This window comes from Paenibacillus nitricinens (assembly GCF_052056485.1).
GTDB classification, from domain to species: Bacteria; Bacillota; Bacilli; order Paenibacillales; family Paenibacillaceae; genus Paenibacillus_AQ; species Paenibacillus_AQ nitricinens.
The window spans coordinates 6,700,787-6,713,850 of record NZ_CP183948.1; the positions used below are offsets into that span (position 1 = coordinate 6,700,787).

Annotated in this window: 12 protein-coding genes; 4 read left to right on the forward strand and 8 right to left on the reverse strand. The window is 44.9% G+C overall.

The features are described from left to right. Nucleotide 1: 1 nt before the first annotated feature. On the forward strand, nt 2–907 hold the full coding sequence (locus ACN6KS_RS29825) for a DUF5643 domain-containing protein (RefSeq protein ID WP_440961054.1): 906 nt from the start codon (nt 2–4) through the stop codon (nt 905–907). A 109-nt stretch (nt 908–1,016) separates the two neighbouring features. Here the strand turns inward: ACN6KS_RS29825 and ACN6KS_RS29830 are convergent, their stop codons facing one another. Next, complete coding sequence (locus ACN6KS_RS29830; RefSeq protein WP_440961055.1) at nt 1,017–1,403, reverse strand: MerR family transcriptional regulator; 387 nt, start codon at nt 1,401–1,403, stop codon at nt 1,017–1,019. Nucleotides 1,404–1,541: 138 nt separating this feature from the next. Between ACN6KS_RS29830 and ACN6KS_RS29835 the strand changes: the two genes are divergently transcribed. Further along, on the forward strand, nt 1,542–2,300 hold the full coding sequence (locus tag ACN6KS_RS29835; protein ID WP_094875289.1) for an SDR family NAD(P)-dependent oxidoreductase: 759 nt from the start codon (nt 1,542–1,544) through the stop codon (nt 2,298–2,300). Between the two features lie 55 nt (nt 2,301–2,355). Here ACN6KS_RS29835 and ACN6KS_RS29840 read toward each other — a convergent pair whose 3' ends face one another. Further along, nucleotides 2,356–3,558, reverse strand: coding sequence for a macrolide family glycosyltransferase (locus tag ACN6KS_RS29840; protein WP_440961056.1), 1,203 nt, complete (start codon nt 3,556–3,558; stop codon nt 2,356–2,358). Between the two features lie 200 nt (nt 3,559–3,758). On the opposite strand from ACN6KS_RS29840, the gene ACN6KS_RS29845 reads away from it, so the two are divergent. Both ACN6KS_RS29845 and ACN6KS_RS29850 read left to right on the forward strand, forming a co-directional pair. After that, a complete protein-coding gene (locus ACN6KS_RS29845; RefSeq protein ID WP_179281477.1) occupies nt 3,759–4,448 on the forward strand; it encodes a response regulator transcription factor in 690 nt (229 codons plus the stop codon). Then, the gene (locus ACN6KS_RS29850) at nt 4,445–5,869 is read left to right on the forward strand and encodes a HAMP domain-containing sensor histidine kinase (RefSeq protein ID WP_341136007.1); all 1,425 of its coding nucleotides are present in this window, start codon (nt 4,445–4,447) and stop codon (nt 5,867–5,869) included. The genes ACN6KS_RS29845 and ACN6KS_RS29850 overlap by 4 nt, the downstream gene beginning before the upstream one ends. A 12-nt stretch (nt 5,870–5,881) precedes the next feature. Here ACN6KS_RS29850 and ACN6KS_RS29855 read toward each other — a convergent pair whose 3' ends face one another. From ACN6KS_RS29855 to ACN6KS_RS29880, 6 genes are all read right to left on the reverse strand, one after another. Beyond that, complete coding sequence (locus ACN6KS_RS29855; protein ID WP_094868485.1) at nt 5,882–6,466, reverse strand: hypothetical protein; 585 nt, start codon at nt 6,464–6,466, stop codon at nt 5,882–5,884. Nucleotides 6,467–6,644: 178 nt separating this feature from the next. After that, the gene (locus ACN6KS_RS29860) at nt 6,645–8,009 is read right to left on the reverse strand and encodes an MATE family efflux transporter (protein WP_341136009.1); all 1,365 of its coding nucleotides are present in this window, start codon (nt 8,007–8,009) and stop codon (nt 6,645–6,647) included. A gap of 74 nt (nt 8,010–8,083) precedes the next feature. Next, nucleotides 8,084–8,743, reverse strand: a complete 660-nt coding sequence (locus ACN6KS_RS29865) for a dihydrofolate reductase family protein (protein WP_280788038.1) — start codon at nt 8,741–8,743, stop codon at nt 8,084–8,086. 21 nt (nt 8,744–8,764) lie between these two features. Continuing rightward, the gene (locus ACN6KS_RS29870; RefSeq protein ID WP_440961057.1) at nt 8,765–9,901 is read right to left on the reverse strand and encodes a sugar ABC transporter substrate-binding protein; all 1,137 of its coding nucleotides are present in this window, start codon (nt 9,899–9,901) and stop codon (nt 8,765–8,767) included. A gap of 15 nt (nt 9,902–9,916) precedes the next feature. Next, nucleotides 9,917–11,857 carry an alpha-amylase gene (locus ACN6KS_RS29875; RefSeq protein ID WP_440961058.1) on the reverse strand — a complete coding sequence of 647 codons (1,941 nt, stop codon included), beginning with the start codon at nt 11,855–11,857 and terminating at the stop codon, nt 9,917–9,919. A gap of 36 nt (nt 11,858–11,893) precedes the next feature. Next, nucleotides 11,894–12,934, reverse strand: a complete 1,041-nt coding sequence (locus tag ACN6KS_RS29880) for a zinc-dependent alcohol dehydrogenase (RefSeq protein ID WP_440961059.1) — start codon at nt 12,932–12,934, stop codon at nt 11,894–11,896. Nucleotides 12,935–13,064 lie beyond the last annotated feature (130 nt).

Below are 13,064 nucleotides of genomic sequence, written 5' to 3' on the forward strand. Positions count from 1 at the left end.
CATGAAGAAAATGACTACGAAACTGTCTGTAATTTTAAGTGCTGCTGTATGCCTTGGAGCGTTGGGAATGCCGGCTCTAACCCAAGCAGCCAGTGTTCAAATCGCCGCTGAAGCTTCCCTGAATACAACAAAAGTCGCCGATTCACACGATCAGCTTACTTTAAAGGGCAGTGCACAGTTTGACGGTAATTATATTAAGATCGATCTGAACCGTGAGGGATCCCTGTTCTCAGGAATGCTCGCAGGAGTAACCTTGAATGAGAAAGGTGAAACTTATCTGGCAGAAGGAACCATTGTGGGGATAGACGCCAAGATCTCTGGACCAGGAGGGATTGATTTACAATCACCACGCTGGATCAGTGATGCTGACGCCAACAAGGCGGTTGTTGTATTGCAGACCGGATGGCTAACTGAACAGCAAAAGGCAAGCCTAGCTTCCTCTGAATTGAGCATCCATGTGAAGCTTAACGGAATCGAAGATCCGTATGTACTAAAGTTTTCTCTCAAGCAAGCAGGAGTAGCGCGTAACATTCAGCTACCCGCTTTAAAGAAAGACAACCAATTTGAAATCAAAACCAATCATGTTGCTGTGGGAGAGACTTCTGTGCGCATTGCTTTAGCAGTGAAAGGGGTTGCTACCCAAGCACAGGCTTTAGGATATGATATTTATGATAATCTGGGAAACGAATTAGAATATATTGCACGGGAATCTGTTGCAACAACCCAGAATACTGTTTCTGAAGATTTATTGTTCGAGGCGCTTCGCCCGGCCGCAGAATATCTCATTATCAGACCTTATCAAGCGGTATTTGAAAAAGGCACTGCCGGGGCTTATAAAGTAGATGCCAAAGGCAATGTAGTTAAGAATTACAACAAACAACTGGAGATCAAAATTCCTTTGAAATAATAATCGTTATCGCAGCAACAGATCCATATTTAGGAGGAAAAAGGGAGTACCTGTTGGCCGTAAGGCCTGAGGTACTCCCCTTTTGCATGGATGAAGCGTAATTGTACTACTAGTCATCCATAGACAAATCCAGTGTATTCCCTTTACTAATGAAGACCTTGTAATTAGCAATTTTGTTGTTCAGCATCTTCTCTGTCTCTGTTAAATGTCTGATTTGATCCTGAACTGAGCTTCTATGATCTTCCAGAAGATTCAAGCGGGCTTGGCTTGTATGTTCTCCTTCTAAATATAGCTGGGCATATTGCCTGATTTGTGAGATGGGCATTTGGGTTTGCTTTAACCTCAGCACAAATCGCAGCCAAGCAAGATGAGTATCATCATATACCCTTTCCCCATTGGCATTTCGTATCGGAGCAACGATCTCTTCTTTTTCATAATATCTCAGTGTATATGTGGTTATCCCCAATAACTTGGATACCTCGCTAATCGTGTACATGCATATCCTCTACTCTATTTTATTTTGAAAGTCACCCTGATTATAAAAAACATTTGCCTTAGAGTAAACTCTAACCTATATAATCAAATCGCTTTAAGATCGAATTACATTCTCGTAGAAAAAATAGGAGGCATTCACATGAAATACACTGTAATTACCGGCGCTAGTTCAGGGATAGGTTATGAAACAGCCCTAGCTTTTGCTTCTCGTGGAAAAAACTTAATCCTTGTGGCCCGCAGAAAGGAACAGCTGGAGGAATTACAGTCTGAAATTGCCCGGATTCAACCGAATGTAGAGGTCGTCATTCAAACGGCTGATTTATCCGTTATCGAGAATGCTTATACGTTGTATGAGGGCCTGCAAGGATATGCCATCGAAACCTGGATCAACAATGCCGGATTTGGGAACTTCGCTTCAGTAGCCGAGCAAGACTTAAATAAAATAACTACAATGCTACATCTGAACATAGAAGCGTTAACCATACTCTCCTCTCTTTTCGTTCGTGACTATTCTACTGTTGAAGGAACGCAATTAATCAACGTTTCATCTGGTGGCGGCTACACCCTTGTGGGCAATGCTATAACCTACTGCGCGACCAAGTTTTATGTAAGTGCATTTACCGAAGGACTCTCTCATGAATTAAAGAGTCAAGGTGCACCTATGCAGGCTAAAGTGTTGGCACCTGCCGCAACAGAAACAGAATTCGCGAAGCGTGCTTTTGATGTCACGAACTTCGAATATCACGGCGCTGTGCGGAAATTCCATACCGCGAAGGAAATGGCTGGCTTCATGCTTGATCTGTATGACAGCAATCATGTGGTAGGACTTGTGAATGGTTTGACGTATGAGTTTGAGTTGAGAGACGCTATTTTAAATTATGTGGAGAGTACGCGATAGGCTTGTCTCGAAAGTTAAACAAATATGGCCATCCTTCAACGGATGGCCATGCACACTAACCAAGATATTGACACTTCCATTCGAAAATCTCATCAACAGCTTGATGAGCTCCACCGGATGTTCGAAAAGAATCTTTAGTCGTTGCAACAGCCTTTGGGAATGACGGAAGGGTGAGCACACGCTCTACAGCTTCACGCAGTTCAGTTGCAGTTAATCCTTGCATTTGTAATTTAATGCCCGCTCCAAGATTGACGACTTGCTCCGCAATGATCGGCTGATCCGCACTTTGTGGGATTACAATTAGCGGAACCCCATAGTAGAGACCCTCATGCGCACTATTCATTCCACCATGCGTAATGAATATTTTTGTGTACTGTAATATATCCGTCTGTGGAACATAGTTTTTAACTATGAAGTTGTGAGGAATTTCTCCCAAATCATAGATTTGCACTTTGTTCCCAATGGACATAACAATCGTATGATCCGTATTCCCGAATGCCTCAAAACAAAGCTTATAGAAATCACTTGCTTGGTTGAAGACCGTACCCATTGAAATGTAAATTAGGTCCTTCCCCTTGATTGCAGAAAATTCAAAATGATCTGACGTTAATCGTGCAGAGATGGAAGGACCAACGAATTTATATGATGGGTCGAAGGCTTCTCCATAAGGTTGAAACTCCCTTGTCGTATACACGATGGTAAGTGGTGCAGGATTACAGAACACTTCATAAGGAGAGTGAATCTGTACACCGTATTGTTCCTTTATTTTTAAGGTCAGACTTTGAAATCTATCGTCTACAGCTTTTACTATTTCTGCAGGCGCTTCTGTGTAGAATCGTTCCATGATTTGATCAAATGATTCCTTAGTCTGTGCAAAAGAAGTACAAGAGTTGATTGCAGGAAGATTAAGAATTTGAGCCAGTAAACGTCCACAACCAAACATCGAATCATGGATGATGTAATCGAAATGCTCCCCTTTGATCTGTTCAAGAACGCTTGGTATAACGATATCCGCCGTAAGTAAAAGCCCATTGACTCTTTCAAGCAGATAATCCCTTCCACCTGAAATAAAGGCCTTTACAAATTGTTGAGCGTCCAATGTCCGTACTATAGCACCTGTCTCCTCCATACGCTCCCGAAAAGCTTCTATAGTGAAGTACATTACCTCTTCTCCACGAGAAATAAGCTCCTGTACAACACCAATCGTTGGATTGATATGTCCCTCTGATCCAGCATTAATAAATAAGATACGTGCCATGCCTACCACTCCTCAGTTATGACCTTAGTTACGATGTATGTAGCTCCCTCTTTTGTCCTTTTCAATGTACCCATTATATGTTTATCTAAGAACCGACTTCTACTTATCAAAATCTCCAAATGATATTCTAATCCTAATTTTATCTAATCTTGCTATAATAATGAAAACATATTTAGCGAAGAATGGAGAGTGATGAAAACATGGACCGGATTCTGATCGTCGATGATGAACCCGACATTCGTGAGCTTATTCGCTTACATCTGGAACGTGCGGGATGGGACATCTCCGAAGCGGAGTCTGGGCGGCAGGCGATCCTACAGCTACAAACGCAGCCTTTCTCACTGATCGTTCTGGACATCATGATGGACGACGGTAACGGTTTCGAAGTTCTACGCTACTTGCGGGAACATCGCCCGGAAACGCTGGTTATTGCGCTTAGTGCGAGAAGAGAGGTGGAGGACAGAATTGATGCGCTTGGACTGGGAGCGGACGATTATATGACCAAGCCTTTCAGTCCAATGGAACTGCTGGCGCGGATACAGGCCCATTTCCGCAGGCGCCATCCCGAGACATTTAGCCGGCCCCATGTGATTCAATTGAATAAGCTTATTCTGGATATCGACAATTATGTACTACATAATGATGGGCAACAACATGGACTGACTCCAGTCGAATGCCATCTACTGCAAGTGTTCATGCTCAATCCTGACCGCGTACTAACAAAAGGAGAAATATACAAGCAAGTTTGGCAGCATGAAAACTATGACGCCAACAACCTCAGCGTCTTCATCAGCCGCATCCGAAAAATACTTGAAAGCGCACCCGGGTCCCAATCTAATCTTCATACCATTCGCGGCATCGGCTACCGCCTCTCAGGTGACGGACGATGAAGAGACGAACTAAGCTATGGCTGATGATGCTATCCAGTGCCGCAGGAAGTATCGTCTTGTTTATTACGATTACCCTAATGACCGGGAAGACTTGGACCCCAGGATATGATCTGAAGACGTTAAACGCCATCTCACATGAAGCACTTGCGGCTATAGAACGGCAAGACGCCTACTCGGGACCAGAGGTTCAACCCCTTCTGGAAGAAGTACTACGCCCGCATTCCAAGATCCGCCTAGAGTGGCTGGCTGAGGACGGGTCGACGCTGTATGATTCCGCCGGCGAGAATAATTCCTACGACTTCCGCAAATTAGCCGACCGTGTTGACCATATGCCAAATAATCTTTGGGGTGAAAATACTCCGATCACTCTCACTTATTCCGTTGCCCATGATCATCGATCCTATTACATGTTATTGAGTTTATCCAGCGAAGACATGACATCTGGACAAATATATTTTTTTCTCCGAACGTATAAGGCTTTACTAACATTTATTTTACCTCTGTTACTGGCGTTGTTGCTACCCTATCTCCTTTCCTTATGGTTTTTCTCTTCCACCGATCGTCGCATTACAAAACTGAACAACGCGCTGAACCAAGTTGGAATCCGACGCGATATCATCGTGCTGGAGGATAAGTCGAGGGACGAGATTGCTCAGCTGACTCAGCACTACAATTCAATGGCAAAGCGTATCCAGAGCCAGTCTGCCCACATCGAACAGTTAGAACATCGGCGAAGACTGCTCTTATCGGACCTGTCTCACGATTTGCGAACGCCATTAACTATGATTTTGGGTTATGCCGAAATGATCCGAACCGGTGCGTACAAGAATGAGAACGAGCTTCAGTCCGGGGCCAAAATCATCCTGCAGCGCTCTCGCTACATGGATAAGCTGCTTGATCAATTACTTGACATTACCCGTCAAGAAGAGCATCTACTTCGGCTTCAGCTCGCTCCGCATAATCTGTCGGAATTAATGCGAAAGATCGCAGCCGAGTACCTCTTATTCCTGGACGATAAGAACATCGTGGTGGAGGCAGACATCCAAGATACAGATGTCGAGGTCATGATCGACGCACCGCTAATCGAACGTGCTTTGCGCAACTTGCTGGACAATGCCGTTCGTTACGGTGAAGAGGGACATTATCTGGGAATTGGACTAACGGAGGAACAAGAGGAAGTGGCTCTCACGGTCAAAAACCGGGGTAAAGGTATCGCCCTGAAGGATCGCGAGCATATCTTCGAGCGTTTCTACCGCGCCGACGGTGGAAGAAAAGGCGAAGGGCTCGGCCTCGGGCTCTCGATCGTCAAGGAAATCGCGGAATTGCACCATGGCAGCGTGCAATTGCTGGACGAAGCCGTGACGGAAACCATTTTTCAGATTAGAATTCCTAAGAAGTCTCCTAGTGAACGTGAAAATTAACGTTGATCAAAGCTACGTTTTTCTGCGTGCTTTTACGAATAAATAGAAGGAAGCGACGAGAGCGCCCAATGTTCCGCAAATCATATCCATCATCGTATCGGTCAAACTACCATTTTGCGAATGAAGCTCAAAGAGATGATCCACCGTAAACTCATAAATCTCCCACATTCCAGCCATTGCAACAGCAAACAGGAACGCGAACCAAGTGATGATGTTAGAAGGCAGACCGCCCAGCTCTTTACGCTTAGCCAACTTGAACAAGATGAATCGTCCTACGAAGAATAAAATAATTCCAGACAGCAGATGTTCAATCTTATCTAAGTAAGGGATGACACCATACAAATTGAATAAATTGGCGAGCATCATCGTGATTGTGATAAAGACCAGCACCGAAAATTGAAGTACGGGAGGCAGTTCGCTGTTGGTCCTTGTGATTAAGCCCTTAAAGAGTAACAGGACCAGAATGATAAGGGCCGCTTGAAATGTTTTATCATAATTTCCATTCAGGCCAAAATAAACAATTGATACTCCGCAAATGAGGTAGAGAATCATTTCAAAAAAATAATTAAATCTATGGTTTCTAGAAGTCTCTTGCATAGCAGTTCCTTTCTGACTAGACTCGTTTAATTAATTATCGCCCGTTCAAAGCCACCCCATACGACAATCATATCATTAGTTACAAAAAGACTCCCGTGACTTTCCCTTAGGCGGAAATACACGGAAGCCTTGAGCAATCCACAGCCCGGATGTGTGTTTACTTTTATGTGCTTTGACCTTACATCGCTTTTTCAGCCAAATCGTTAACTAAATTCCTCATCCACTTCCGGGAGTAAATCCGGGCGTAACCGAACCCAAAACGGACAACCTCCTCAAGTGATATGACGAGATATACAAGGTAGACAGGCTGCTTCCAGACGTATGATAGCAACAACCCGGAGGGGACACCTATCAGCCATGTCGCGGTCGATTCCATGCTAAACACGAACTTGCTGTCTCCCCCACTGTTTAGAATACCGCCTGCTATGATCATATTGGAAACTTTGGCCCAAAGAAATCCAGCGAATACGATAACGATATATATGCTCATCTGTTTAGCATCCTCGGAGATATTGAATGCGGAGACATACAGCTTCGAGCCTGCCGCAATGATAACCCCGACAATTAGAGAGATGATAATGCCAAGACGAATAAATTTTTTCGCATGATCGAGTGCGATGTCCGTTTCGTTCGCACCCAAACGGTTGCCAACCAATACCCCAGCCGCACTAGCCAGACCGGACAATAAGCCGATGCAAAGCCCTTGCAATGGGAAGGTAATGGTCATCGCCGTCATCTCCATCGTCCCCATGCGGCTATAGATAATCGCATATGCCGTTTCACCCAATACCCAGATCAATTCAGTCAGCAGCAGCGGATACGTCGTTCCAAAAAACTTGCGGATGAGCGGTTTAGGAATGATGAACAAGTTCTTTAGCCCAACAGCGCCCGGTAAACGATATTGGTACACGGCACCAATAATCAACAAACATTCTACCACCCTGGAAATAAGGGTAGCAATAGCCGCGCCCTTCAGACCAAGCGCTGGAGCACCGAAGTTCCCGAAAATAAGTACGTAATTCAGTATAATATTCAAAACAACAGCAATTAAGCTTACATACATCGGCCATTTGGCATGCCCCGTACTACGCAAAATCGCGGAATACATCATCGTGAGCATGACAGGTACAAAGCCGATCGACATGATCTGAAGGAAAATATACCCATTATCTATTACATTCGCATCTGTCGTGAACATGCTCAGAAAAAGCGGCGAATCGATGAAGACCGCTGCAGAGAATAAGAACGAGAACGCGAAGCCGACGATCAGTCCAAGGCCAAGCACCTGGGAGACACTTTTGGAATCTTTGTTCCCCCAAAACTGGGCTGCATAAATGGATACACCCGTCGATAAACCAGCCAAGACAACCGCAATGATCCCATATATTTTGGTGGACATCCCCACCGAGGCAATCGCCACATCTCCAAGCTGCCCGACCATCAATTGATCCGTCAAATTGAGCAATGCCATCAGTAAGCTTTGAAGCGTAACGGGCACAGCGATTTTATACACACTTTTGTAGAAGTTCTCTTTCTCTGACATGAATCGTTCACAACCCCCATATTCTCGATTTTACAGCGTCCATAGCCATTCGCAGTCTATGACTTTGTGTGAGGTTATATCACTTTTTTGTAGCGCATGAGCGTATAATTATCTTTTGGCTGAATTTCTACAACCTTGAACTTTTTCGCAAAGCATAATTGCTGATACCCGTCTCCATCCACTAAAGTAATGTTCGTGGAACCGCCTATGATGATCGGGAGCTGCATCAGAATAATTTCATCGACGATGTCTTGATTGAAGATATGCCAGTTCAAAAAGCCGCCGCCCTCGACCATCAAGCTGGTAATGCCAAAGTTGTCTTCCAACTGACGTTCAAGCTCCACGAAATCGACTTTATCCTCACCGCAGATGAGGCACTCCTTCCCTCTTTCCCGGATTTGCTTGATTTTATATTCATCCCGCCCTTTCTCGGTTGTGACAATAATCGTCCTCCCCTCATCCGAGAGCACATTGCTATCCAGCGGAATATCCAAGGTGGTCGTCGGAATGATCCGGATTGGATTTTTGTTCTCCTCATACCGATTAGTAAGAAAGGGATTGTCCGTCAGAATAGTATTTTTGCCGACCATAATGCCCTGCACATTCCCCCGGAATAGATGAATGAATTCCATATCCTTACTGGAAAACAAAGAAAAAAGCTCCTTACTCGAATTACCAGCTCCCATAGTGAGCTTACCGTCAATCGAAATTTGGCTGAATATCGTTGTTTTCATGTTTCTTCTCCCCGTCTCTTTTTAGCTTTTATATACGCCCCAGGATGCTTGGATGGCCTGTTCTATTTTTTTCAATGCTTGTTCAGGATTGCTTAAGGGCAGCTCGGTTAGACCCGTATTTAGCGCCTCCCATACTTGAATCATGAAGGGGTACGTCGGCATCGGCCGTGCGTGATCCAACAGCGATAAAATCATCTTTTTGTTAGGCATAGCAGAGGCACCTAGACGGTTCAGCACCTCTTCCTGAGCCGGGATCCGCTGCACGCCTAGCGTCCACATGGTTTGGCACTCGTCACTCAACATAAAATGCGTGAAGGATAAAATATTTTCCCGCTCCTCAGACGTTAACGAATGATTAGGGTAGATAAGGCCGATGGAAGAAGACATAGATAGTGATTGTCGCCCTTCGATGACCGGAAGCTGGCAAACCGCAAGCCTGTTGTTCATCTGCTTATCCAAATGGTTATAAATCCACTCGCCACAAATAATAGCGCCGATCTTACCCTCAATGAATTGCTCTAGCAGTCCTGTAGAGCCGTCGAGACTAACAATCACACCTTGATCCATTTTGTCGCGGATGAACTGAAGCGCCTGCCTCATTTCAGGGGTAACGATATTCGGCTTTCCATCCTGAACAGGCCAACCACCGAAAGCTGTAAGAAACGGAATAAACCAATAACCCTGCTGTAAATCTGCTCCAATCGGTATGATGCCTTGAGCGGACAACCTCTCTGCTGCCTCTTCGAACATGTCCCATGTCGTCGGCGCACTGGCGTATATCTCCGGATTGTAATACAGAACCAGATGATTGCCCCGTAATACCGGGATACCATACTGAACACCATCCAGTTGCATCGTTGAAAGTGCCCCTTCAGTCAGTGCATCTTCGAATTGCCATCCTGGTACTTCAGAGTAAAGGCCATTCTCAACATAGGAGGACATATCCGCAGGAACCATCGCCAGATGCGGACCTTGATGAGTGTCCTTAATTTGGTTCAGGCGCGCAGTCAACTCCGTAATGTTCATCACTTGTGGCGTAATTTGTACGCCGAAGCGCTCTGTATACAGCTTGCAAATTCCCTCCAACACCTCAATCGAGGTATCTCCCGGACCGTCAAACTCATGCCATAACACGATTTCTTTGTTTTTCTTTTCCATCGCTGCCTCTCCCCCTTAACTAACTTGTCTATGGTTGTTTACGAGCACTAAAGCCTGATTTGGTGCTAGCAGTATACTGTCTATCGTCTGACCTACGATACTGCCCGTTAAGGAACTATCCAGCGTCACGGTCATTGGGCACCGCCCAGGTACCGCAGCCTTCAAATCAACTTGGCAGGAAGCATCAGCACTCAAGTTAAAGCAGCAGAGCAGCGTCTGTTCGCCATGCATATACCCGTACAGAACTGTACCTTCCGGGGACTGCGCCACGAAAAAGTTTTCTGGCTTCACTAGCTGGGGCCAATCTTTCTTAAGTTCACTTAGCTCTGTCAGCAGTGGCAGCATCGGTGCAGGATTAGTCCAATTAATTTTCATGACGTTAAAAAAAGCGCGAGAAATCTCCTCTCCGTTCGTGTTGTCACCAAGACCACAGTTGAGGGGCTGCTCCTCATTCATTTCATAACCAGTCGTCACGTATGGAATTGCATTCGGAAGAAATTGATTAAATACCGCGATCATCCGAGCTACCTCAACACCGCCACGGCTCGTGATCCGAGGCGTATCTGCCGTTTCTGCACAGGCGAACACATGAATATTTAATTCAGGCAACTCCTCTAAGAATGAAACGAGATTGTCTTTATTCATATGCGTCATGACATTCCATCCGCTGCCAAGCATAATGTTGTAGCCGGTGCTCGCCGCCTTCTTGTGATTACGATTGAACAAATCTTCGCTGATCAAGATCGCATTCGGATTCAACTCTTTAATCGTGTCAAAAATTCGAGTCAACAGCGGAATAGGAAGTACATGTCCGATGTCGATACGGAAGCCATCAATCCCATACTTTTCGAGATTAAACCGTACGGCCTCCTCCAACACATCCCACAGCTTCAGATTCGGCTCCTCACCTGGATAGTCATTACATTTAATCGTATCAAAAAGAACATACGGTGCCTGATCCGAACTTATAAGATGTCTCACTTGCGGAGAGACGTCCTTGTAAAGGCGCAAGAACGTAATGTCTGTCCAAATCGGCTGCACATCGTTAATCCAATCCGAATGCGCGGGAGCGGTCGTTATCCTCATCTCTTGCTCCACCAGAGTTAATAGCTCATCTCCATTTTTAGCAGCTCTTTCTTTTAACTGCTGCCAAAGGAGTGGATGAAGTTCATTGGGCGGCGGCGAGAACTTCCGCAGAAATGCTGCGGTTTCCTGGCTGTGGTAGACCGTTTCCAATTTGTCAGGAGTACACTCCTCAAAGAATCCAAGCTCAGGAATCGATGGCGGTGCAAAGCCTTCTAATTCCTGCATTTTGATCCAATACACCCATTCAGGATGTTCGGTAATGAACACACTGTTTTTCGCCGTTACACGGGGAATGAAATCAACAACAGTCTTAATATCAAGTAAATGACAAGCTTCTACCAAAGCGCTGAGCTCATCGTGGATCGTAAACTGCTCCATACCATCCAGCAGGCTATCGTGTAGGTTCTGATCCAAGTGGAATAACGATTGCACAGCGTAAGGTGACCCGATATCTCCCTTCAGATTCAACCTGCTGTACTGGTTCACTGGAAGCATATACAGAATATTGATGCCCATTTTCTTTAACAGCGGCAGAAGAATAAGGAATCTTAAAAAAGTACCAGATTGGATTGTCCCATCATGGTTGTAATCCCAAGCCGTCGAATAACGAATTAACGAAGAATAGATTGCGCTGTCGTCTAAATTCGTGCGTTCCTTAAGCGAATATCTCCACGAAAGCTTGTCTATATACTTCAAATGCTCTGTTAAAAAATCATACGGATGCACACAAATTTCCTCGTCTTTTTCGAAAAGAACACACTCATATTTGCACTCATTCCACACAGCAGGTATCCAAATTGGCGCGACGTCTTTATCTTTGTGTATAGACAAGTAATCCTGAACAAGTCTAAATTTGCTTTCTTTGCTCATTAACAGATCCACCTCTCGTTGATTGCAGTTCTACGTTTAGGGAACAAAAACCGTCTTTACGGTGTCACTCCCAACCACCTTCAAAGAGTTCAATTCATAGCCGATCAACTCGTTTATTGCTGCTTCGTGCTGATTGAGCTTAACTTTTCTCGTCACCAGTTTCTCTAGTTCAGGCCTCTCAGCGGCAAATTGCAAAGCTTCCTCGAACATATAGCGGTATTCGCCCGTTGCGATAATTTTGATTGCCTGCTGTACGAATTTGGTAGGGGAAAAGGTGTACCGATACTTCGCATTAATTCCAAAAGGAATGATGCGCCCTCCACGCTCAATCCATTTCTCCGCCACTTCGAGCTGAGTGCCCACCGTATCGATAATCACATCAAACTTATGTCCCGCACAGATTTCATCTACGGTAGCTTGATTTAATTGGGATGGTGTTAGAGCAAAATCCGAGATTTCTCTAGCAAATGCCAACCGATAGGGATTAATTTCCGTCGCTACCGTGAGCGCAGCTTTTGATTTGCTCACCCTTTGACTTAACAGTCCCATTGGACCCGATCCAAGAATGAGCACCTTATCGTCAGCTGTGACATTAGCTTCTTTGAAATTGTGCAGCACACAGGCAAGCGGCTCGATTAATACCCCCGTTTCCCAGCTCATATGATCAGGCAGAAGGTGTGCAAACGTTTGTGCAGTAGTGTAAAAAAAAGTGAATGTCCCATTTCTATTCAAACCAGCAATCGGCATCCCATTTCCATCCGGTCCTATACATAAGTGCGGCTGCTCTTTCAAGCAAAAATAACATTCATTGCAGCTTTGATTCGGATCGATAACTACACGGTCCCCCACCTTAACACGATCAACATTACTGCCAATTCCGATTACGGTCCCTACAGCCTCATGACCGCGAATGATTCCTGGAACTCCTTCCTCTTTACCGGTGATGACCGCTAGATCTGTTCCGCAAATGCCTGTCATCTCAATCCGGATCTTAACTTCATCCGGGGCTGCAATCTGTGGTTCTTTCCGTTCATAGAGTTCCAGCTTATGATTGGATGTCCACACCAGCGCTTCCATACGCATTCTTCCTCTCATCTTTTAAATTATCCATATTCAACCAAAACATATCATAACTCCCATGTAAAAGTAAGGTGAATAATGTCGTAAAATGTTATTACTTACATTTTCATATAATAATCACATAAGT